Raw genomic sequence first — 22,454 nt, forward strand, 5'->3', positions numbered from 1 at the left:
GATACGCGCGGCGCTCCGAGTGCCCGACGATGGCAAACGTCGCGGCAAAATCCGTCACCATTTGCGCCGAGACTTCGCCGGTGTACGCGCCTTGCGTGAACGCGGAAACGTCCTGCACGCCCCACATCACCCGGCTGCCATCGAGCAACGACTGCGCTTGCGCGAGATACGGCGTCGGCACGCACACACCTACGCGCACATCAGCCGGCAGTTCACCCGCGCCTTTCGCTACGGCCTGCAGCAGCGCCGCGTTTTCGGCGAGGCGCCCATGCATCTTCCAGTTACCGACTACCAGTTTGGCTCGTTGTGTCGACATCGTCTCGTCTTGTCTTGGCGGCGGGCCGTATTGCGCTAGTCGTTCGCGCTTACAGTCCGCCTATCGGATTCATGCGGCGCGCGCAAAACGCGCAATTTTACTTCGTGGGGGAGATCGGGTCAAACAAACCGGCGCGCACCGACTCCCGCCGACGGCCGCGCATCAGGCGTCGTCGCCCCAGCTCAGCACGATCTTGCCGACGTGCGTGCTGCTCTCCATCAGCGCGTGGGCGTCGGCGGCCTGCGCGGCCCGAAACACGCGATGCACGACAGGCTTGATCCGCCCGCCCTCGAGATGGGGCCACACCTGCTCCTTGAGCTGTGCGGCGATTTTCGCCTTGAATTCGATTGGCCGCGGACGAAGCGTCGAACCGGTCACGGTCAGACGGCGGCGCAGCACCTCGTTCAGATTCAGCTCCGCCTTCGCGCCGCCCAAAAGGGCAATCAGCACGATGCGCCCGCCGTCCGCCAGCGCGGTCAACTCGCGCGACACATAGCTGCCCGCCACCATGTCGAGGACCACGTCGACGCCGCGGTCGTTGGTCAACGACTTGATGACTTCGACGAAATCTTCCGTCTTGTAGTTGATCGCCCGCTCGGCGCCCAGCGCTTCGCACGCGCGGCACTTGTCGTCCGAGCCGGCGGTCGCGAACACACGAAAGCCCAGCGCATGCGCGATCTGGATCGCGGTCACGCCGATGCCGCTCGAGCCGCCCTGCACCAGCAAGGTTTCGTTCGGCCCGCCCTCGCCCTTGCCGAGCTGCGCGCGATCGAACACGTTGCTCCAGACCGTGAAGAAGGTTTCCGGCAGCGACGCCGCCTCGACATCCGACAAACCGCCCGGCACCGGCAAGCATTGCAATAGGGGCGCGACGGCATACTCGGCATAGCCGCCGCCCGCCAGCAGCGCGCACACGCGATCGCCGATTTTCAGACCGAACGGATTATTCTTCCCGTCGATGTCGCCGCCGACGATTTCCCCCGCCACTTCCAGCCCGGGCAAGTCCGACGCGCCCGGAGGCGGCGCATACGCGCCCTTGCGCTGAAACACGTCGGGACGGTTGATGCCGGAAGCCGCCACCTTGATCAGCACCTCGCCCGCTTTCGGCTGCGGCGTGGGCCGCTCCGCGAGCTTGAGAACTTCCGGCGCTCCGAATTCCGTGATTTCGATCGCTTTCATCTGCGTCAACTCCAAGATTGGATTGCGTTGCCTACTGCGTTCGTCCGCGCTTGCCGGGACCTCATTCGCATTGTCGCCGGATCGCGGCAATCACGTGCGACACGCGCGAAAAGCGCGATTTTCGCGAGGCCGCGCGATGCAAGCAGCGTACCCCTTGCACCACGCTTCAGCATCCATTTGCAACGCAATCCACCCTGTCCACCATGAAAAACGGCCGGCGCGCATTCGCGCTGCCGGCCGTTGTCCCGCTACCGCTTTACTGCGGCGTCGGTTCGCCTTGCGGCGCGCTCGACGCGCCGTCGTTCAGCAACGCCTTCGCCGACAAACGCACACGACCCTTCTCGTCCGTCTGGATGACCTTGACCTTCACTTGCTGGCCGTCCTTCAGGTAGTCGTTGATGTCCTTGATGCGCTCGTTCGCGATCTCGGAGATATGCAACAGACCGTCCTTGCCCGGCAGAATGTTCACAATCGCGCCGAAATCCAGCAGCTTCAGCACCGTGCCTTCGTACACCTGGCCCACTTCGACTTCGAGCGTGATGTTCTCGATACGCTTCTTCGCTTCGGCCATGCCTTCGCTGCTCGTGCTGGCGATGGTCACAACGCCGTCGTCGGAAATATCGATCGTCGTGCCGGTTTCTTCCGTCAGCGCGCGGATCACCGAACCGCCCTTGCCGATCACGTCGCGGATCTTTTCCGGATTGATCTTGATGGTGATCATGCGCGGCGCGAACTCGGACAGTTGCGTGTTAGCACCCGACACGGCCGACGTCATCTTGCCGAGAATATGCATGCGGCCTTCCTTCGCTTGCGCGAGAGCGACCTGCATGATTTCCTTCGTGATGCCCTGGATCTTGATGTCCATCTGCAGCGCGGTCACGCCTTGTTCCGTGCCCGCCACCTTGAAGTCCATGTCGCCGAGGTGATCTTCGTCGCCGAGAATGTCGGTCAGCACGGCAAACTTGTTGCCTTCGAGAATCAGGCCCATCGCGATGCCGGCGACGTGCGCCTTCATCGGCACGCCGGCGTCCATCAGCGCGAGGCAGCCGCCGCACACTGAAGCCATTGACGACGAACCGTTCGATTCCGTGATTTCCGACACGACGCGAATCGAGTAGCCGAATTCGTCGGCGCTCGGCAGGCATGCGGCCAGCGCGCGCTTGGCGAGACGGCCGTGACCGATTTCACGGCGCTTCGGCGAACCGACGCGGCCCGTTTCGCCGGTCGCGAACGGCGGCATGTTGTAGTGGAGCATGAAGCGCTCGCGGTACTCGCCTTCGAGTGCGTCGATGTTCTGCTCGTCGCCCTTCGTGCCGAGCGTGGCCACCACCAGCGCCTGCGTTTCGCCGCGCGTGAACAGCGCCGAACCGTGGGTACGCGGCAGCACGCCGGTACGGATTTCGATCGGGCGCACGGTGCGCGTGTCGCGGCCGTCGATACGCGGTTCGCCGTTCAGGATCTGCGTACGGACGATCTTCGCTTCGATGTCGAACAGCACATTGCCGACCGTTGCCTTGTCGGCCGCCACGGTGCCGCTTGCCGCGGCGTCTTCTTCCAGCTTCGCCGAAACGGCTGCGTAGACTTCCTTCAGCTTGCTCGAACGTGCCTGCTTGTCGCGAATCTGGTAAGCCGCGAGCAGTTCGGCTTGCGCCAGTTCCGTCACGCGTGCGATCAGCGGCTCGTTCTTCGCGGCCGGCTGCCAATCCCATTCCGGCTTGCCGCCTTCGCGGACCAGATCGTGGATCGCGTCGATCGCGATCTGCATTTGCTCATGGCCGAACACCACGCCGCCGAGCATCACCTCTTCGCTCAGTTGCTGCGCTTCCGATTCCACCATCAGCACCGCGCGTTCCGTACCGGCGACGATCAGGTCGAGCGCCGATTCCTTCATTTGCGGACGCGTCGGGTTCAGCACGTATTCGTTGTTGATGTAAGCCACGCGCGCTGCGCCGACCGGGCCGTTGAACGGCAGGCCGGACACGGCGAGTGCCGCCGACGCGCCGATCAGCGCGGGAATGTCAGCGGGAACGTCCGGATTCAGCGACAGAACGTGAATCACAACCTGGACTTCGTTGTAGAAGCCTTCCGGGAACAGCGGACGCAGCGGACGGTCGATCAGGCGCGAGATCAGCGTTTCGCCTTCCGACGGACGGCCTTCGCGGCGGAAGAAACCGCCCGGAATCTTGCCGGCGGCGTAAGTCTTCTCGAGATAGTCGACGGTCAGCGGGAAGAAGTCCTGGCCCGGCTTGGCGGTCTTGGCGCCGACCACGGTCGCCAGGATAACGGTGTCTTCGACGTCGACGATCACCGCGCCGCTCGCCTGGCGAGCGATTTCGCCGGTTTCCAGGCGAACGTTATGTTGTCCCCACTTAAATTCTTTGACGATCTTGCTGAACATAGTCATTGCTTTTCCTCATCGTAATGCCGCGCGGACCAGAAGCGGCGCGGCAACGCCAGAACCGGCGCCGCATGGGAAGAGGTGTGTTATGCCATTCCAGAGAGCCACGCGCCGCGCCGCCTGCATGGCGAACGCGCGCGAACCGCTGGAATGACACAAAGCTCCGCCCTGAAGCCCGGCCATGTTTCTATTTCTGCTTCTTCTGCTTGCTCTACTGCTGCTTTTCTACTGCATTTATGCTGCTTATTGCTGCATTTACCGCTTCCTGCCCCGCCGCGCGAACCAGCACGCCGCCGAGGAATTCAGGCAGTGCGCGTCACACGAAGCGCACCGTGCAAAAACAAAATGCCTGCATCAGCGGAACTGACACAGGCATCTTGCTGAACGACTGGCCGATTACTTACGCAGACCCAGCTTCTCGATCAGTGCGCGGTAACGATCCGCGTCCTTACCCTTCAGGTAGTCGAGCAGCTTGCGACGGCGGCTCACCATGCGCAGCAGACCGCGGCGGCTGTGGTGATCTTTCGCGTGTGCCTTGAAGTGAACGGTCAGTTCGTTGATGCGGGTCGTGAGCAGCGCGACCTGAACTTCGGGGGAGCCGGTGTCGTTAGCTGCGCGTGCGAATTGCGCGACGACTTCGGACTTCTTGCTTGTATCAACTGCGGACATGTCGATTTCCTTGAGAACTAGACAGGCGGTCACGGAAGAAAGGCCGTGCCGTGGGTTACCCGTGCAACCGGCGCCGCAAAGCGCTCTTTTGGAGAGCTTGCCGACATCCAGCACCGCAACGGGACGCGTATTGTAGCACAGTGCGATCCCGCCGCGAATCCCGCAGCGCCGGGCTCAGTGGCGGTTCCAGACGGCCTCGCGACGACGCAGCGCAGCGGCCGATCTGGCCGCTCACGGCCTTTTCATCTTGCAGACGGTCGGCGGCACCGTGCGTTCCGCCGGCAACGCGAGCACCGTGCGAAACCCGAAACCCGAGCCTTCGTTATCGAAATGCACGCCGCGCGTGCCGGCTTTATCCATCTCCATCACGTAAAGGGGCTGGATCAGTTGATGATCGTCCGCCCTCATCCACGATGCGTGAAAGCCGTTGTCGAAGCGGATGCCTTCGAGCGCCCGCGCAACCGCCGTGGGATCGGCGCTCTGCGCGCGGTTCATCGCGGCGGCGAGCGTTTCGATCATCAGCGGCATGCGCAATACCGGGTAGTCGTCCTGCGCGGCCGGGAAACGCGCGCGGAACGCTTCGTACCACGCATCAGAGGCCGCGCCGCCCGCGTTCGGATGCCAGTCGGCCACGGCGATCACGCGTCCCACGCCCGCCTCGCCGAGCGCCGCCGGCGCGCCGAGACTGTTGCCATAGAACGTGTAGAACTTCGCATCGAAACCTTGTTCGCGCGCCGCCTTCACGAGCAGCGTCAGGTCGTTGCCCCAGTTGCCGGTGATCACCGCGTCCGCGCCGCTCGCGCGCATTTTCGCGACGTACGGCGCGAAGTCCTTGACGCGGCCAATCGGATGGAATTCGTCGCCGACCACGGCGATGTCCGGGCGCTTCGCTCTCAGCGCGGAACGCGCGAGGCTGCTGACGTCATGGCCGAAGCTGTAGTCCTGGTTCAGCAGATATACCTTCTTCACGGCCATGTCGCGCTGGATCACGTCGGCGAGCGCGTCCATGCGCATGCCCGCGTGCGCGTCGAAGCGAAAGTGCCAGAAACTGCAGTTGGCGTTGGTCAGCGCGGGGTCGTCGGCGGAATAATTGAGGAACAGCTCGCGGTTGCCCGGCTCGCGGCTGTTCTGCTTGTCGATCGCGCCGATGAGCGCCGCCGCCACCGCCGAGCTGTTGCCCTGCAGGATGTAGCCGATGTGACGATCCGCCGCCGCGCGCAGTTGCGTGAGCGCCTCTTCGGTGCCGCCCTTGCTGTCGAGCACGACGAGTTCCAACGGATGCGCGCCGTCGGCGAGCTTCACGCCGCCGCGCGCGTTGACCTGCTCGACGCCAAAGCGCAGATTGCGCTCCACGGCCGCGCCGGCGTTCGCGAACGGACCGGACATGCCCTCGATCAACGCGAGCTGGATCGGCGCGCCGGCTGGCCTGGGCGCGGTTTCGGCCGCGACGGCGCAGGTTGCCGACATCGCCGAGATCGCCGCCATCGCCACCGACATTGCCACCGATACCGCCGCCGTCTTGCTGTGCCAGTTCGCCATCGTCCGCGTCCGTCTGATTCGTCAAAGCGCGGATCATAGGGCGCGCGCGATGGAATAAGCAAGCCGCGCGAGCCGTTATCGTGCAAGCCGGCCAACCAGCGCGCGGGCGGGCACATGTTCCCGGCGCCGCGTGTCAAAATGTTCTGTATCGACAAGAAAAACCGCCACTCAAGCCATTGGAGGAAGTCATGTTCAACCGCCATCACCGCAAGGCGGCCTCGACCGGGGCGCCCGCTGACGCGCGCGGGCGCGTGCGCCGCGCGGCGCTCGTGTGCCTGAGCGTGCTCGCGCTCGCCGGCTGCGCGCAGCCCTGGCAGCAATATCAGGCCGGCGCGGATGAATCGACGATCGTCGCGCGCCTCGGCCCGCCGCGCGAAAGCTACGACCTGCCGAACGGCGGCAAGCGGCTGATGTGGCCCACGCAGCCGATGGGCGAAACCACCACCGCGGCCGACATCGACGCGTCCGGCAAGATCGTCAATGTGCGCCAGGTTTTGCAGCCGAACGAGTTCTACCGCGCCGAAGTCGGCAAATGGACGAGGGGCGAGGTGCTGGTGAATTTCGGCCGCCCGGTCGAAACGTCCTACTTTCCGTTGATGAAGCGCGAGGTCTGGACCTATCGCTATCTCGAGGACAACTACTGGTACATGATGTTCAGCTTCTATTTCGACGACCAGGGTGTGCTGCGTCTCACGCAGAAAACGCCCGATCCGCTGCACGATCCAGATCGCCGGAACCTGTTCTAGCCCGCGCTGTCATTCACTACGCACGAATCTCCAAAAGCCGCTCACCCAAGCGGCTTTTTTTTATTTATTTCGCATCACGACGAATTTTATTTCACACACAGACGATTAATTTTTTGATAGAAAGGCTTTTGTAAGCATTGAACCGGTGCTGGTCGATCTGCCCAACGACGAGCGCGACCACACGGCACGGCCGTGATTCCTGCACCGGACGATGCGCCCCTTTTTGGAGCCGCTATCGATGAATCGTCCTAAACGTCTTCTCGTCGCCAACGTCGCGTGGGCACACGACACCGCCGAGCGCAACCCCGAGTTCTTCCGTGAACTGGCGCGCGGTCAGAATCCGCATGTGCTGTGGATCGGCTGCTCGGACAGCCGCGTGCCCGCCGAAACCATCACGCATTGCGAGCCGGGCGACCTGTTCGTCCATCGCAATATCGCCAACCTCTTCAATCCCGACGACGACAACTCCGCCAGCGTTCTCGAATACGCGGTGCGCGTGCTGAAGGTCGCTCACGTGATCGTCTGCGGACATTACGGCTGCGGCGGCGTGCGTGCGTCGCTGCTGCCGCCCGATCCGAGCCTGCCGCATGTGAACCGCCGCATCGCGCCGCTCTGCTCGCTCGCGAGGACCCATCACGACGAACTGGACGCGCGCGCAAGCGAACGTGAGCGCGTCGACCGCCTGGCCGAACTGAACGTGCTCGAACAGGTGCGCCAGCTTCGCGCGAATCCGATCGTGCGCGACGCAGAGCAGGCGCCGCTTGTGCACGGCTGGATCTTCGCGCTCGAAGACGGACGCCTCAAAGTGCTCACGTCGGGCTACGAGGCCGACGACGCGATGACCTGCGAGACAGCCGCCCACAGCGCGGCGTAGCGCACAGCGCAAGCGTCGCACGCGTCCGTGCCGCCGCCGCGCGCATGCCTATCCGGTTCAGCCTTCGCCTCTTACCAGGCCTCACTTATTTCTGCACCGACACCATGAATCTTCGAGCTTATTTTCGACATTTCAGCGCGACATGCTTGCGGGCATCGTCGTTTTTCTGGTGGCTCTACCGCTATGCCTCGGCATTGCGAACGCGTCGGGCGTCGAGCCGTTTGCCGGGCTCGTCTCGGGCATCGTCGGCGGGCTGGTCGTCGCGGTTCTGAGCGGCTCGCGCCTCAGCGTGAGCGGACCGGCGGCGGGTCTTGTCGTGATCGTCGTCGACGGAATCGCGCAGCTCGGCAGCTTTTCCGCGTTCCTCGCGGCCGTGCTGTTGTCCGGCGCGATCCAGTTCGGCTTCGGCGTGCTCAAGGCGGGGCGCTTTGCCGCGTATGTGCCGTCGCCGGTCATCAAGGGCATGCTTGCCGCGATCGGTATCCTGCTGATCGTCAAGCAGTTCCCGCTCGCGCTTGGGCTCGTCAACGGCCAAGCGCCGGGCGCCGCGCCAGCAGGCGGCACGATCATGGCGCCGTTCGGCGCGGTGTCGCTGGTCGCGTGCGTGATCACGCTGCTGTCGCTCGCGATCCTGATGGCCTGGGAAACACGGCCGATGCGCCGCTTCGCGCTGGTGCGCATCGTGCCCGCGCCGCTTGCGGTCGTCCTGCTCGGGATCGGCGCGACGTTGCTGCTGACGATGCTCGCGCCATCGCTCGCGCCGGCCGCCGAGCATCGCGTGGCGTTGCCGTCGCTCGAATCGTTCGCGGCGTTGAGCGTCGCGCTCGAGTGGGCCGATTTCGGGCCGCATTTCGCGCAGCTCGTCAATCCGGACGTGTGGCGCGTTGCAATCACGCTCGCCATCGTCGCCAGTCTCGAAACCTTGCTGAGCCTCGAGGCGGTCGAGCAGATCGATCCCGAACGCCGTCCCGCGCCGCCGGATCGCGAGTTGAAGGCACAAGGCGTGGGCAATCTGATTGCCGGCGCGATCGGCGGACTGCCGATCACCGCAGTGATCGTGCGCAGTTCCGCGAACGTGCATGCCGGCGCGCAAAGCCGCCTGTCGGCGATCATTCACGGCGTACTGCTGCTGGTCAGCGTGTTTGCGTTGACGAGCGTCATCAACCTGATTCCGCTCGCCTGTCTCGCGGCCATTCTTATTTTCACGGGCGTGAAGCTCGCCAAGCCGTCGCTGTTCGTCGCGGTCGCGAAGCAAGGGTTCGCGCCCTTCGCACCGTTTATCGTCACGCTGGTCGGCGTGCTCGCGACCGACCTGCTGATCGGCATCGTGCTCGGCATTCTGTGCAGCGTGCTGCTCGCGCTGTATGCGAATCTGCGCCGCCCTATCGTGCTCGCGCAACACGGCGATCATTTTCTGCTGTCGTTTCGCAAGGACGTGTCGTTTCTCGGCAAGGTGCCGCTCAAACACTACCTGCAGCAGATTCCCGACGGCGCCACGCTGATCGTCGATGCGACGCGCGCGGATTTCGTCGATCACGACGTGCGTGAACTGCTCGACAGCTTCGTCGAGGATGCGCCTCGCCGCGGCATTTCCGTCGAAGTGCGGCATCAGGTGCGCACGCAGGCACGCGCGGCGCGCGGCTGGTCGATGCGGCGCCCGGCCACGGAGTAACGTGGGGAGACCGCGGCGTGCGAGCTGCATGCGCACGCCGCATTAAAAAAGCCCCGCGCCATTGAAGGCGCGGGGCTTCATCTTTCTATCTATCGACAAGCACTCTGTGCGAGCTCACTCCGACCGCTGCGGATTCAGCTTGTCCGAGTTCGAATGCAGTTTGTTGAGCGCCGAGATATACGCCTTCGCCGACGCAGCCACGATGTCCGGATCGGTGCCGACGCCATTGACGATACGCCCGCTCTTCGAAAGCCGCACCGTCACTTCGCCCTGCGCCTGCGTGCCGGTGGTGATCGCGTTCACCGAGTAAAGCAGCAACTCCGAACCGCTGCCGACTTCGGTTTCGATTGCGTTGAGCGTGGCATCCACGGGACCGTTGCCGCGCGCCTCGCCGGTGATCTCCTTGCCGTCCACCGCGAACACGATTTTCGCGTGCGGCTGCTCGCCGGTCTCCGAATGCTGCGACAGCGACACGAACTTGTAGTGCTCTTTCTGCTGCGCCGCAGCCGATTCCTCGGTGACGATCGCAATGATGTCCTCGTCGAAAATCTCCGACTTGCGGTCGGCGAGTTCCTTGAAGCGTGCGAATGCCGTGTTGAGTTCAGATTCGCTGTCGAGCGCGATACCCAGTTCCTGCAGACGCTGCTTGAACGCATTGCGGCCCGACAATTTGCCGAGCACGATCTTGTTCGCACTCCAGCCCACGTCTTCCGCGCGCATGATTTCGTAGGTGTCGCGCGCCTTCAGCACGCCGTCCTGGTGGATGCCCGACGCGTGCGCGAACGCGTTTGCGCCGACCACGGCCTTGTTCGGCTGCACGACGAAACCGGTGATTTGCGACACCAGCTTGGAAGCCGGCACGATCTGCGTCGTATCGAGGCCGAGTTCGAGCCCGAAATAATCCTTGCGCGTTTTCACGGCCATCACGATTTCCTCGAGCGACGTATTGCCCGCCCGCTCGCCGAGACCATTGATCGTGCACTCGACCTGACGCGCGCCGCCGATCTGCACGCCCGCGAGCGAATTGGCAACCGCCATGCCGAGGTCGTTATGACAATGCACCGAGAACACCGCCTTGTGCGAGTTCGGAATGCGCTCGCGCAGCGTCTTCACGAGATTGCCGTACAGCTCCGGCACGCCGTAGCCGACGGTATCGGCGATATTGATGGTGGTTGCGCCTTCCGCAATCACCGCTTCGAGCACGCGGCACAGGAAGTCCATGTCCGAGCGGCTGCCGTCTTCCGGCGAAAACTCCACGTCGTCCGTGAATTTGCGTGCGAAGCGCACGGCAAGCTTCGCTTGCTCGAACACCTGGTCGGGCGTCATGCGCAGCTTCTTTTCCATGTGCAACGGCGACGTCGCGATAAACGTGTGAATGCGGAAACGCTCGGCGGGCTTGAGCGCGTCGGCTGCGCGCTGGATGTCCTTGTCGTTCGCGCGGGCGAGCGAGCAGACGGTGCTCTCCTTGATCAACCCGGCGATGGTCTGGATCGAGTCGAAGTCGCCGTTCGAACTCGCCGCGAAGCCTGCCTCGATCACATCCACTTTCATCCGCTCGAGTTGCTTGGCGATGCGGATTTTTTCTTCTTTCGTCATCGATGCGCCAGGCGATTGTTCGCCGTCACGCAGCGTAGTGTCGAATATGATCAGTTTGTCGGACATGAGGAGTCTCCTGCGGAGTCGTTCGATTGTGGGAGTCGGATATTGGAATGGATGCGGTCGCCGTTAGCGCTCCGAGGCACTCGACCGGACCGCAGACCGCGAGCCGCGACTCTAGCGGTTGGCGCGTCGACACACGGCGCACGCACGGTTAGCTGACTTTATTCTGCGATTCAAACTGCGGCTTGCATTACGCTCGGCGCGCACTGCACTGCCATTCGCCGAACTACTGCCTGGCCTCGCGCCGTTGCTGCGGAAGAAAGCATCGCCGGCACAGTCATCCAACGACTATAGCGGCATTCCACCCGCCGTGCAATTCACGCCAGGCGCGGCTGGCAAGCGCCTCGCCGGTGTCCGCGGACAGCATCGCAATGGTGGCTTGCCAAAGAACAAACGGCGCCCCGAAGGACGCCGTTCTCTCATGCAGCACAAGCTTCGAGCGACAAGCGCGCGAGGCAGCGCGCTACCTGTCGTGCGCGACCGAACGAGCGGGATTGCCCCGGCCACGCAGCACCTGGTAACCCCAGAACACATACCCCGACAAACCGTACAGCACGAACAGGCCGAACAGCATCAGCGGCGGATCGGACGAAACCAGCACGAACGCGACCACCACGAGCAGAATCACGCCGAACGGCACGCGATGCCGCACGTCGAGCGCCTTGCCGCTATAGAACGGCGCGTTCGACACCATGGTCACGCCCGCGTAAATGGTCAGCACGAACGCGACCCACGGCAGCCAGACGAGTTTGAGCGGCACGCGGTTGTCGGTGGCGAGCCACACGAAGCCCGCGATCAGCGCCGCCGCCGCCGGGCTCGGCATGCCCTGGAAGAACCGCTTGTCGACCACGCCGATGTTCGTGTTGAAGCGCGCGAGGCGCAACGCCGCGCCCGAGCAATAGACGAACGCCGCGAGCCAGCCCCATCGGCCGAGGTCTTTCAGAATCCATTCATACATGACGAGCGCCGGCGCGACGCCGAACGACACCATGTCGGACAGACTGTCGAACTGCTCGCCGAATGCGCTTTGCGTATGCGTCATACGGGCGACGCGGCCGTCCATGCCGTCGAGCACCATGGCCACGAAGATCGCGATCGCCGCGATTTCGAAGCGCACGTTCATGGCCTGCACGACGGCGAAGAAACCGCAGAACAGCGCGGCCGTGGTGAACGCGTTCGGCAGCAGATAAATGCCGCGCTTCCTCAGGAATTGCTGACGCTGCGCGCGCCGGCTGTCCACGGCCGGCGACTCCGCGACAATCGGCTTGTTGCGACGGAACGGACGCGGCAGCGGTCCACTGTTGCGCGGTCGGCGCGGTTTGAATGCGGCCATTCGGACAATCTCCTTTGTGCCGCTTTACAGGTCAGCGAGAATCGTGGACGACGCCGACACCTTCTCGCCGATCGACACACGCGGACGGCTGCCCACCGGCAAATAAACGTCGACACGCGAGCCGAAGCGGATAAAGCCATACCGTTGACCGCGCGTAAGCGGCTCGCCTGCACGGACGTAGCAAAGAATACGCCGCGCGATCAAACCGGCAATCTGCACGGACGTCACCGTTTGCCCGCCGGCCATTTCGATCACGATTGCATTGCGCTCGTTTTCGAGCGAGGCCTTGTCCACCGCGGCGTTCAGATACGCGCCGGGGAAATATTCGACCTTCGAGATCGCGCCGTCCACGGGCGAGCGCTGCGAATGCACGTTGAATACGTTCATGAACACGCTGATTTTCAGCGCTTCACGATTGGCATACGGATCGTGTGCGGTTTCCACTGCGACGATGCGGCCGTCCGCGGGACACAGCACGGCATTCGCCTGAGTCGGAATCGGGCGCGCCGGGTCGCGGAAGAACTGCACGACGAAGATCAGGATCAGCCAGAAGATCCAAGCAAAGCCGAACCCCGCGAAAGCGTGAACCAGTAAGGCAACAACGGCCGCGATGGCGATAAACGGCCAGCCTTCTCGCGCGATGATCGGATGTGGGTAATTCATGGATGGCTTCGATATTTTTGTAAAACCGTAGGATAGCAAAAGCCGCCCGGGGTTCAGCACCCTCGGGCGGCTTTTTGCATGACCGGCGCATGCGGCGGTGCGCCGCGCCGGTTTCAGGCGATAAAACGGACTTCTTAGTTCTTCGACTGGTCGACCAGCTTGTTCTTCGCGATCCACGGCATCATGGCGCGCAGCTTCGAGCCGACCTGCTCGATCTGGTGCTCGGCCGTCAGACGGCGGCGCGATTGCAGCGTCGGTGCGCCGGCCTTGTTTTCGATGATGAAGCTCTTCGCGTACTCGCCCGTCTGGATGTCGGTCAGCACGGCCTTCATCGCCTTCTTCGTTTCAGCCGTCACGATGCGCGGACCCGTCACGTACTCGCCGTATTCGGCGTTGTTCGAGATCGAGTAGTTCATGTTCGCGATGCCGCCTTCGTAGATCAGGTCGACGATGAGCTTCAGTTCGTGCAGGCATTCGAAGTACGCCATTTCCGGCGCGTAGCCCGCTTCCACCAGCGTTTCGAAGCCGGCCTTGATCAGGTCGACCGTACCGCCGCACAGCACGGCCTGTTCGCCGAACAGGTCGGTTTCCGTTTCTTCGCGGAAGTTCGTTTCGATGATGCCGGCACGGCCGCCGCCGTTCGCCGCCGCATACGACAGCGCGATGTCACGTGCTGCGCCCGACTTGTCCTGCGCAACCGCGATCAGGTGGGGCACGCCGCCGCCTTGCGAGTAGGTGCCGCGAACCGTGTGGCCCGGCGCCTTCGGCGCGATCATGATGACGTCGAGGTCGGCGCGCGGAATCACCTGGCCGTAGTGCACGTTAAAGCCGTGCGCGAATGCCAGCGCAGCGCCTTGCTTGGCGTTTGCGTGCACTTCCTTTGCGTAGACTTCTGCGATCTGCTCGTCGGGCAGCAGCATCATGACGACGTCCGCGCCCTTCACGGCTTCCGCCACTTCCTTCACTTGCAGGCCGGCATTCTCAGCCTTGCTCCACGATGCGCCGCCCTTGCGCAGACCGACCGTGATGTTCACGCCGCTTTCCTTCAGATTCAGCGCGTGCGCATGGCCTTGCGAGCCATAGCCGATGATGGTGACCTGCTTGCCCTTGATGAGGGAGAGATCGGCGTCCTTGTCGTAGAAAACTTTCATGTCGGTTCCTTGGCTAAATTCGATGATTCGAGAGATTCAGATACTGCGAATGTTGTGCTGCAAGGCCGGATAGTGATGAGCGCCACCGGCCAGGATCGGACGCTGCGCGTTACACCTTCAGAATGCGCTCGCCGCGGCCGATGCCCGAACTGCCCGTGCGGACCGTTTCGAGAATTGCCGTGGAGTCGAGTCCTTCGATGAAGGCGTCGAGCTTGTCGCTCGCGCCCGTCAGTTCGATCGTGTAGGTCTTTTCGGTGACGTCGATGATGCGGCCGCGGAAAATATCCGACATCCGCTTCATCTCTTCACGTTCCTTGCCGACCGCCCTCACCTTGATCAGCATCAGCTCGCGCTCGATGTGGGCGCCCTCGGTAAGGTCGACCACTTTCACCACCTCGATCAGGCGGTTCAGATGCTTCGTGATCTGTTCGATCACGTCGTCCGAGCCAATGGAGACGATGGTCATGCGCGACAGCGAACGGTCTTCGGTCGGAGCCACCGTCAAGGTTTCGATGTTGTAGCCGCGTGCCGAGAGAGACCGACGACGCGCGACAACGCGCCCGGTTCGTTTTCGAGCAGACGGAAATATGTGTCTCATGATCGCTTCTCCAGATGTTTGTCGATGTCTGCGACAGTCAGCGCCGCTCGTCGACTGCGTCTTTTTGAGACGTTCGTGACGAAGCCGGCGCTACAAACCGTCGTTATAGATCTTCCGAACCCATGAGCATCTCGGTGATGCCCTTGCCGGCCTGGACCATCGGCCAGACGTTTTCGGTGGGGTCGGTCTGGAAGTCGAGAAACACGGTGCGATCTTTCAGGCGCAGCGCTTCCTTGAGCGCCGGCTCGACGTCGGCCGTGCGTTCGATACGCATGCCCACGTGACCGTACGCTTCGGCGAGCTTCACGAAATCGGGCAGCGCGTCCATGTACGAATGCGAATAGCGCTTGCTGTACTCGATCTGCTGCCACTGGCGCACCATGCCCAGATAGCGGTTATTCAGCGAGATGATCTTCACGGGCGTCGCGTACTGCTTGCAGGTGGACAGCTCCTGAATGCACATCTGAATGGAGCCTTCGCCCGTGATGCACAGCACGTCGTCGTCCGGGTGCGCCATCTTCACGCCCATCGCCGCCGGCAGGCCGAAGCCCATCGTGCCCAGGCCGCCCGAGTTGATCCAGCGGCGCGGCTTGTTGAAGCGATAGAACTGCGCCGCCCACATCTGATGCTGGCCGACGTCGGAGCAGACGAACGCGTTGCCGTCGGTCAACTCCCACGCCTTTTCCACCACGTACTGCGGCTTGATGATGTCGCTCTTGCGGTCGAACTTCAGGCAGTCTTTCGCGCGCCAGGCTTCGATGTCCTTCCACCAGTCGGCGAGCGCCGCGGTATCCGGGCCATGCTCGGCTGTTTGCAACTGCTCGATCAGTTCCTTCAACACTTCCTTCACGTCGCCGACGATAGGAATGTCGACCTTGACGCGCTTGGAAATGGAAGAAGGATCGATGTCGATATGGATGATCTTGCGCGGACGCGACGCGAAGTGCGCCGGGTCGCCGATCACACGGTCGTCGAAGCGCGCGCCGATGGCGATCAGCACGTCGCAGTGCTGCATGGCCATGTTGGCTTCGTACGTGCCGTGCATGCCGAGCATGCCGAGGAATTTCTTGTCGCTCGCGCGGTAGCCGCCCAGACCCATCAGCGTGTTGGTGACCGGATAGCCGAGCAGATCGGCGAACTGGTTCAACTCACGCGATGCGTCCGCGAGAATGATGCCGCCGCCAGTGTAGATGTACGGGCGCTTCGCCGACAGCAGCAGCGACACGGCCTTGCGAATCTGACCGGAGTGGCCCTTCGTGACCGGGTTGTACGAGCGCAGCGACACGCTCTTGAGCGGCTCGTACTGGCAAGGCGCTTTCGACACGTCTTTCGGAATGTCGATCAGCACCGGGCCGGGACGGCCGGTACGGGCAATATAGAAAGCTTTCTTGACGGTGGCGGCGAGGTCGCGCACGTCCTTCACGAGGAAGTTGTGCTTCACGCAAGGACGCGTGATGCCGACCGTATCGCACTCCTGGAACGCATCCTGGCCGATCGCGGCAGTCGGCACCTGGCCGCTGATCACGACCATCGGGATCGAATCCATATAGGCGGTGGCGATGCCGGTCACCGCATTGGTGACGCCGGGGCCGGAGGTCACGAGGCACACACCGACCTTGCCGGTGGAACGCGCATACGCGTCGGCGGCGTGAACCGCGGCCTGTTCGTGGCGCACGAGGATGTGCTCGAACTTGTCCTGCTTGTACAGCTCGTCGTAAATGTAGAGTACCGAGCCGCCGGGATAGCCCCAAACAAATTCGACGTCTTCGTCGGCCAGTGCCTTCATGAGCACGGTGGCGCCGATAGAGTCAGCTTCGTGTTGTGGAGTGGTATCCGACGTGGAGAATTCCGCGCTGGGCATATTCATTTGATTCACCTTTCGAATTTTCGGCAAAAAATTGATCGGGTGCTCTCTGCCGGGCTTGTGGCTCGGGTTCAAGCGGCGCGTCCAGTTGACAGGTGAGCTTCTTGGGCCACACCTCAATGAGACAAGTCACTTATATTGCGAACCAGCGACGATAGCGGCAGACGTCCGCGCGGTCAAGCAAATATTGCCCCAACGCCCGCCGGGACGCCCTTTAATGACCGACGCGCCGCCTCGCGACGACAGCGGCGGTCCCACGTTTCGCCCCTGCTCGCGCAAAAATTTGTTAGCATCCGCGGGTTTTACGACATTTTTCGACCGATTACGCGCACGCTCGCTGCGCCGACCCCCAAACGGATGGCATCAGACAAGGAACTCGCCGACTTTCTGGCGGGCGTCGAAAGGCGCGCATTCAAGCAGACGGTCTACGCCGTGCGGGACGACGACGCCTCGCTGGATATCGTGCAGGACGCGATGATCAAGCTCGCCGAAAAATACGGCGACCGTCCCGCGGCCGAGCTTCCGCTGCTGTTTCAGCGTATTCTGCAGAATGCGATGCACGACTATTTCCGTCGTGCGAAAGTGCGCAATACGTGGGTGAGCCTGTTTTCGTCGTTCGGTAATGCCGACGACGACGAATTCGATCCGCTCGAAACCTTCGAGGCGCAGCAAGGCTCGGCCGGCGCCGAGAGCAACGAGCAGAAACTCGAGCGCGAACAGGTCTTGCAAATGATCGACGACGAGATCCAAAAGTTGCCGGCACGTCAACGGGAGGCGTTTCTCATGCGTTATTGGGAAGATATGGATGTCGCCGAGACTGCCGCCGCCATGGGCTGCTCCGAAGGCAGTGTGAAGACGCACTGCTCGCGGGCCACCCACACGCTGGCGCAAGCGCTCAAGGCCAAAGGAATCACGCTATGAGCTCCCTCGAAACAAAAGAACTTGAGTTCGCCCGCCAGGTGCGCCGCGCGCTCGACGAAAACGCGGCCGGCATTCCGTCCGCCGCCGTCGACCGGCTGGCCGCCGCCCGCCGTGCCGCGCTTGCCCGCAAGAAGCCCGAAACCGCCGCCGCGCCGGTGTTCGTCCCGTCGTTCGCGGGCGTGCCGTCCGGTCTGCCGGATGAACAACGCCCAGAGCGCCGCCGTTCGCCGCTGCGCCGCTTCGCGCTGGCGTGGCCGCTCGCCGCGCTGGTCGTGAGCCTCGTCGGCATTGCCTACTGGGAAGACCAGCAACGCACGGCCGAACTCGCCGATATCGATGCCGCCATGTTAAGCGACGACCTGCCGCTCAATGCCTATCTCGACCACGGCTTCAACGCGTATCTTTCGCGCGCCCACTGAGCGGGAGATCGTTCGGGTGAGCTACAAGCGCGGTCTGGCCGTTGTTTTCGGATGTGCGATAGCGGCGCTCGTGTCGTTTGCCGCCACGTATCCGCGCTTCTACCCGAGCCCCTCGCCCGCCGGCGCGCCCGTTGCGAACAGCAACGGCGCGGCGCCCGCGCCCGCACCCACGCTCGGCGTCGAATTGCCGAGCCTGCCCGGCAGTAAAAGCCCGATGGCCTGGTCGCGCCTGAGCGCGGCCGAACATATCGCGCTCGCGCCGTTCGAGGCGCAGTGGGATTCGTTCAGCGACGAGCGCAAGCGCAAGTGGCTGAAAATCGCGTCGCGTTACTCGAAGCTGTCGCCCGAAGCACAAAAACGCCTGCACGACCGGATGACCGAATGGGTCCGCATGACGCCCGATCAGCGGCGCGTTGCGCGCGAGAACTATCAGGTCTCGAAGCAGTTGCCGCGCGAAGCGCGTCAGAACGCGTGGAAGGCGTATCAGGAACTGCCCGAGGAACAGAAGCAGCGGCTCGCCGCAAGTGAGCATAAGCGGCGTCCGAGCGTGGTCAGCGCGCCGCCGTCGGGCCGCAGCGAGATCAAGGGACTCGACCGGCTGGTGAATGCACGTGAGCGCGCCGCGAGCGGCACGCCGTCGGCCAGCGCGGCCGCTGCGGCCGCGTCGTTGCCGAGCCCGGCGTCGCTGCCGGGCATTCCGGCGGCCGGCAGCTTCGTGCCGGCCACGCCGCTGCCGGTTTCGCCGGCGGAAGCGCCGTCCATCTTCAACGGTTCGTAAGCGGCGCTGCCCGTGTCCGAGTCGCGCGCCACTTCCGCCACCGTCAATCCCGACTCGGGCACCGCGTCCAGCGCGAGTTCGCCCGTTGCCGTGTCCACTTCACCAGGCAATTCCCCGAGCGTTCGCCGCCGCCTCGCCGCGCTGCTTTACGAAGCGCTGCTGCTGTTCGGCGTCGTGTTTATCGCGGGGTATCTGTTCAGCACGCTCACGCAGCAGCGCAACGGGCTCACGCATCACAACGTGATGGCGGCGTGGATCGGGCTCGTCGTCGGCCTGTATTTCGTCTGGTTCTGGACCCACGGCGGCCAGACGCTGCCGATGAAAACCTGGCGCCTGCGCGTCGTCACAGCGAATGGCGCGCCGCTCTCCGCGTGGCGCGCCGTCGGCCGCTATCTGCTGGCGTGGCTATGGTTTCTGCCGCCGCTCGCGCTTCATCCGCTGCTCGGGTTGCGCTTACCGCAAACTCTTGCGATCGCCGGAATCTGGTTCGTACTGTGGGCGGCCACGGGGCGCCTCGGCGCGAGCCGCCAGTTTCTGCATGACCGGCTCGCCGGCACGCGCGTGATCGAAGTCGCGCGCTAGACATTGCGAGCCGCGCGTCGCGCAGTCAACGGCGCACCGAACCGCGCATCCACCACGCGAAGCAAACGCTTCGCTATCGCCTCATCTCGCATCACATCGCCTCACCTCCCATCGCTCCCGCAGTAATAAGAACTTCTCGTGACTGTCACGGCACCGTCACGCGTGGTAGGCCCAATACGGGCACTGCAACTCGACGCGTGAGCCATGGACTCCAAAACGTCCGCGACTTCCCTGTTCCGCCAGACCGGCCCGAGCGTCGACCCTGTCGCGTTCCGTCCGGAATCCAGCCCGAGCCACGGCTTTGCGCTGCCCGCCGTGCCCCAGCCGATCGACACCGAGACGCCGCAACACGACGACGAGCACGCCGAGCCGCACCGCTACCGCACGATCTGGCTGTCGGACATCCACCTCGGCTCGAGCGGCTGCCAGGCGCCGTATCTGCTCGACTTCCTGCGCCATAACGAGTCGGAATACCTCTATCTGGTGGGCGACATCATCGACGGCTGGCAGTTGAAAAAAGGCTGGTACTGGCCGCAGGCGCACAACGACGTCGTGCAGAAGGTGCTGCGCAAGGCGCGCAAAGGCACGCAAGTGATCTACGTGCCCGGCAATCACGACGAAGCCGCGCGTCAGTTCTGCGACCTCGCGTTCGGCGACATCCACGTGCGCGGCGAGGCGTTTCACACGACGCTCGCCGGCAAGCGCCTGTGGATCGTCCACGGCGATCTGTTCGACGGCGTGATCCAGCACGCGAAATGGCTCGCGTATCTCGGCGACACGCTCTACACGATGATCCTGATCCTGAACCGCTGGTTCAACCGGATCCGCAGCCGGCTCGGCTTTCCATACTGGTCGCTGTCGCAATACCTGAAGCACCAGGTCAAGAACGCGGTGAACTTCATCTCGTCGTTCGAACGTGTGATGACCGACGAAGCGCGCCGCCGCGGCTGCGACGGCGTGGTCTGCGGACACATCCACAAAGCCGAGATTCGCGACATCGACGGCGTGCTGTATTGCAACGACGGCGACTGGGTCGAAAGCCTGTCGGCGCTCGTCGAAACCTATGAAGGCGAACTCAAGGTGATCTACTGGACCGCGATGCGCAGCCCGCAAGCCGGCGTGCAAAAAGCCCGGGCGACCGCCTGACGCAACGCCGCTCTCCAGTCCGCTGGGCCGAATCGACGAACCATCCGAGGAGCAAACCGATGAAGATCATGATCGTCACCGACGCATGGGAACCGCAGGTCAACGGCGTCGTGCGCACGCTCAAGAACACCACGCGCGAGCTGACCGAACTCGGCCATCGCGTCGATCTGCTGACGCCGCTCGAATTCAGGACGATTCCGTGCCCGACGTATCCGGAGATCCGGTTGTCGCTGATGCCGCGCCGCAAGCTGCGTCAGCGTATCGGCGAGTTCGAACCGGACGCGCTGCATATCGCCACCGAAGGTCCGCTCGGCATGGCCGCGCGCGCCTACGCGATCCAGCACAAGCTGCCGTTCACGACCGCTTATCACACGCGCTTTCCCGAGTATGTGCAGGCGCGCTTCGGCATTCCGCTCGCCGCGACGTACAAGTTCCTGCACTGGTTCCACAAGCCGTCGCTCGCGGTGATGGCGCCGACGCCCGTGGTCAGGAACGACCTCGAGAAATTCGGCTTCACGAACGTCGTGCTGTGGACACGCGGCGTCGATCTCGAGATTTTTCATCCGATGGACTCGAAGGTGCTCAACACCGCGCGGCCGATCTTTCTGTATGTGGGGCGTGTGGCCGTCGAGAAAAACGTCGAGGCATTCTTGAAGCTCGATTTGCCGGGCTCGAAGTGGGTCGCCGGCGAAGGCCCCGCGCTCGCGGAACTGAAGTCGCGCTATCCGCAAGCGAATTATCTCGGCGTGCTCTCGCAGGCTGAACTCGCAAAAGTCTACGCGGCAGCCGATGTATTCGTGTTCCCGAGCCGCACCGACACGTTCGGTCTCGTGCTGCTCGAGGCGCTCGCCTGCGGCACGCCGGTAGCGGCGTATCCGGTCACCGGCCCGATCGACGTGCTCGGCGACGGCGGCGCCGGCGCGATGGACGAAGACCTGCGCGAAGCCTGTCTCGAAGCGCTGAAAATCGACCGCGCGCATGCACGCGCGTGGGCCGAGCGCTTCTCGTGGGCCGCGGCCTCCGAGCAGTTCGCCGCGCATCTAAAGCCGTTGCCGCGCGCGTCGTATCGCGAGGAAAGCGCAGCCGCGTGACGCGGCGCGCCGGGTTGTCCATGCGAAGCCGATCTTCTCCTGCAAGCCGCGCGTCCGTGAACGGCGCGCTGCGCGCCGCGCACGCCGGCAGCGATGCTCACGACGCTCGCGTCAACCATGATGACCGCGACGACCACGAAGCCGCGAGCGTCGAGCCGTTCGATAGCATTAGCGAGTCCGCCGTCATGAACCATGCAGAAGCCCATCGCATGAGCGGCCACGAAGGCCACGCTCGCCACGGCCGCCTTGACGGCGAAGGCGACGAAAACGCCGGCATCAACCGGCACGGCTCACACGCCGCAGCCGAGATCCAACACGAGCCGCTCAGCCCCGACGATCCGCTCGCGCCGCTGCCGTTCAATCCGTACAAGGGCAATCGCGGCCTCACCCGCGCGTGGCACGCGATGAAAAACTCGCTCGCGGGTTTTCGCGTGGCGATCCGCGAGGAAAGCGCGTTTCGTCAGGAGCTGACGCTGGCCGCGATTCTGCTGCCGTGCGGCGTGCTGGTTCCGGTTGAGCCCGTCTCGCGCGTGTTGCTGCTCGGCTCGGTGCTGCTCGTGCTGATTGTCGAACTGCTGAATTCGAGCGTGGAAGCGGCCATCGACCGTATCTCGCTCGAGCGGCACGAGCTGTCGCGCCGTGCGAAAGACCTGGGCAGCGCCGCGGTGATGGTCGCGCTCGGCATGTGCGTGATGACGTGGGGGCTGATCGTCGGCCCGCTCGGCGTTGATTGGGTAAAAGCGTGGCTGTGAAGCTCATGGAAACCCTGAGTACCCGCTAGAGATTCGAACGCTCGGTTTATAATCGTCCGGCAGTCTTAAAAAACAGCAACCGCGTCCGGGTGGACCTACAGCAG

21 protein-coding genes and 1 pseudogene are annotated in these 22,454 nt (G+C 63.6%); 11 read left to right on the plus strand and 11 right to left on the minus strand.

The features are described from left to right. From BGRAMDRAFT_RS08050 to BGRAMDRAFT_RS08075, 5 genes are all read right to left on the minus strand, one after another. Window positions 1–316 (minus strand): triose-phosphate isomerase (locus tag BGRAMDRAFT_RS08050; protein WP_044020721.1); only part of this gene is annotated, 316 nt, incomplete at its 3' end. 162 nt (window positions 317–478) lie between these two features. Then, window positions 479–1,495, minus strand: a complete 1,017-nt coding sequence (locus tag BGRAMDRAFT_RS08055) for an NAD(P)H-quinone oxidoreductase (RefSeq protein WP_006048209.1) — start codon at window positions 1,493–1,495, stop codon at window positions 479–481. A gap of 256 nt (window positions 1,496–1,751) precedes the next feature. After that, the gene (pnp, locus tag BGRAMDRAFT_RS08060) at window positions 1,752–3,899 is read right to left on the minus strand and encodes a polyribonucleotide nucleotidyltransferase (RefSeq protein WP_006048210.1); all 2,148 of its coding nucleotides are present in this window, start codon (window positions 3,897–3,899) and stop codon (window positions 1,752–1,754) included. A 390-nt stretch (window positions 3,900–4,289) separates the two neighbouring features. Then, entirely contained in the window at window positions 4,290–4,562 is a 273-nt protein-coding gene (rpsO, locus tag BGRAMDRAFT_RS08070; protein ID WP_006048211.1) for a 30S ribosomal protein S15, read from the minus strand. A 231-nt stretch (window positions 4,563–4,793) separates the two neighbouring features. Further along, window positions 4,794–6,047, minus strand: coding sequence for a branched-chain amino acid ABC transporter substrate-binding protein (locus BGRAMDRAFT_RS08075; protein ID WP_374710151.1), 1,254 nt, complete (start codon window positions 6,045–6,047; stop codon window positions 4,794–4,796). On the opposite strand from BGRAMDRAFT_RS08075, the gene BGRAMDRAFT_RS35285 reads away from it, so the two are divergent. The 4 genes from BGRAMDRAFT_RS35285 (at window position 5,947) to BGRAMDRAFT_RS08090 (ending at window position 9,393) form a co-directional block, all read left to right on the plus strand. Then, on the plus strand, window positions 5,947–6,159 hold the full coding sequence (locus tag BGRAMDRAFT_RS35285) for a hypothetical protein (RefSeq protein ID WP_232292251.1): 213 nt from the start codon (window positions 5,947–5,949) through the stop codon (window positions 6,157–6,159). The genes BGRAMDRAFT_RS08075 and BGRAMDRAFT_RS35285 overlap by 101 nt on opposite strands. Window positions 6,160–6,289: 130 nt before the next feature. Next, window positions 6,290–6,847 (plus strand): hypothetical protein, encoded by a 558-nt coding sequence (locus BGRAMDRAFT_RS08080; RefSeq protein ID WP_006048213.1) that lies wholly within the window; start codon window positions 6,290–6,292, stop codon window positions 6,845–6,847. Window positions 6,848–7,085: 238 nt separating this feature from the next. Beyond that, window positions 7,086–7,721, plus strand: coding sequence for a carbonic anhydrase (locus BGRAMDRAFT_RS08085; RefSeq protein WP_006048214.1), 636 nt, complete (start codon window positions 7,086–7,088; stop codon window positions 7,719–7,721). A gap of 142 nt (window positions 7,722–7,863) precedes the next feature. Then, window positions 7,864–9,393, plus strand: a complete 1,530-nt coding sequence (locus BGRAMDRAFT_RS08090) for a SulP family inorganic anion transporter (RefSeq protein WP_006048215.1) — start codon at window positions 7,864–7,866, stop codon at window positions 9,391–9,393. A 114-nt stretch (window positions 9,394–9,507) separates the two neighbouring features. On the opposite strand, the gene BGRAMDRAFT_RS08095 is transcribed toward BGRAMDRAFT_RS08090, so the two are convergent. From BGRAMDRAFT_RS08095 to BGRAMDRAFT_RS08120, 6 genes and pseudogenes are all read right to left on the minus strand, one after another. Beyond that, on the minus strand, window positions 9,508–11,055 hold the full coding sequence (locus tag BGRAMDRAFT_RS08095) for a 2-isopropylmalate synthase (RefSeq protein WP_006048216.1): 1,548 nt from the start codon (window positions 11,053–11,055) through the stop codon (window positions 9,508–9,510). A gap of 460 nt (window positions 11,056–11,515) precedes the next feature. Then, a complete protein-coding gene (pssA, locus tag BGRAMDRAFT_RS08100) occupies window positions 11,516–12,385 on the minus strand; it encodes a CDP-diacylglycerol--serine O-phosphatidyltransferase (RefSeq protein ID WP_006048217.1) in 870 nt (289 codons plus the stop codon). A 24-nt stretch (window positions 12,386–12,409) separates the two neighbouring features. Continuing rightward, window positions 12,410–13,048 (minus strand): phosphatidylserine decarboxylase, encoded by a 639-nt coding sequence (locus BGRAMDRAFT_RS08105; RefSeq protein ID WP_006048218.1) that lies wholly within the window; start codon window positions 13,046–13,048, stop codon window positions 12,410–12,412. Between the two features lie 134 nt (window positions 13,049–13,182). Continuing rightward, window positions 13,183–14,199, minus strand: a complete 1,017-nt coding sequence (ilvC, locus tag BGRAMDRAFT_RS08110; protein ID WP_006048219.1) for a ketol-acid reductoisomerase — start codon at window positions 14,197–14,199, stop codon at window positions 13,183–13,185. 109 nt (window positions 14,200–14,308) lie between these two features. Then, a pseudogene (gene ilvN / locus BGRAMDRAFT_RS08115) lies at window positions 14,309–14,797 on the minus strand (acetolactate synthase small subunit). A 103-nt stretch (window positions 14,798–14,900) separates the two neighbouring features. After that, window positions 14,901–16,664 (minus strand): acetolactate synthase 3 catalytic subunit, encoded by a 1,764-nt coding sequence (locus BGRAMDRAFT_RS08120; RefSeq protein WP_006048221.1) that lies wholly within the window; start codon window positions 16,662–16,664, stop codon window positions 14,901–14,903. A 354-nt stretch (window positions 16,665–17,018) separates the two neighbouring features. On the opposite strand from BGRAMDRAFT_RS08120, the gene BGRAMDRAFT_RS08125 reads away from it, so the two are divergent. The 7 genes from BGRAMDRAFT_RS08125 to BGRAMDRAFT_RS08155 all read left to right on the plus strand — a co-directional run bounded on the left by BGRAMDRAFT_RS08125 (window position 17,019) and on the right by BGRAMDRAFT_RS08155 (window position 22,350). Beyond that, window positions 17,019–17,582, plus strand: a complete 564-nt coding sequence (locus BGRAMDRAFT_RS08125; RefSeq protein ID WP_006048222.1) for an RNA polymerase sigma factor — start codon at window positions 17,019–17,021, stop codon at window positions 17,580–17,582. Then, window positions 17,579–18,001 (plus strand): DUF3619 family protein, encoded by a 423-nt coding sequence (locus BGRAMDRAFT_RS08130; RefSeq protein ID WP_006048223.1) that lies wholly within the window; start codon window positions 17,579–17,581, stop codon window positions 17,999–18,001. The genes BGRAMDRAFT_RS08125 and BGRAMDRAFT_RS08130 overlap by 4 nt, the downstream gene beginning before the upstream one ends. A gap of 16 nt (window positions 18,002–18,017) precedes the next feature. Then, entirely contained in the window at window positions 18,018–18,779 is a 762-nt protein-coding gene (locus BGRAMDRAFT_RS08135; protein ID WP_006048224.1) for a DUF3106 domain-containing protein, read from the plus strand. A gap of 90 nt (window positions 18,780–18,869) precedes the next feature. Then, complete coding sequence (locus BGRAMDRAFT_RS08140; protein ID WP_044020725.1) at window positions 18,870–19,361, plus strand: RDD family protein; 492 nt, start codon at window positions 18,870–18,872, stop codon at window positions 19,359–19,361. Window positions 19,362–19,565: 204 nt separating this feature from the next. After that, window positions 19,566–20,507 carry a UDP-2,3-diacylglucosamine diphosphatase gene (locus tag BGRAMDRAFT_RS08145; RefSeq protein ID WP_006048226.1) on the plus strand — a complete coding sequence of 314 codons (942 nt, stop codon included), beginning with the start codon at window positions 19,566–19,568 and terminating at the stop codon, window positions 20,505–20,507. Between the two features lie 59 nt (window positions 20,508–20,566). Then, window positions 20,567–21,598 carry a glycosyltransferase family 4 protein gene (locus tag BGRAMDRAFT_RS08150; RefSeq protein ID WP_006048227.1) on the plus strand — a complete coding sequence of 344 codons (1,032 nt, stop codon included), beginning with the start codon at window positions 20,567–20,569 and terminating at the stop codon, window positions 21,596–21,598. 20 nt (window positions 21,599–21,618) lie between these two features. After that, the gene (locus tag BGRAMDRAFT_RS08155; RefSeq protein ID WP_006048228.1) at window positions 21,619–22,350 is read left to right on the plus strand and encodes a diacylglycerol kinase; all 732 of its coding nucleotides are present in this window, start codon (window positions 21,619–21,621) and stop codon (window positions 22,348–22,350) included. Window positions 22,351–22,454 lie beyond the last annotated feature (104 nt).

This window comes from Paraburkholderia graminis C4D1M, from assembly GCF_000172415.1.
Classification (GTDB): Bacteria; Pseudomonadota; Gammaproteobacteria; order Burkholderiales; family Burkholderiaceae; genus Paraburkholderia; species Paraburkholderia graminis.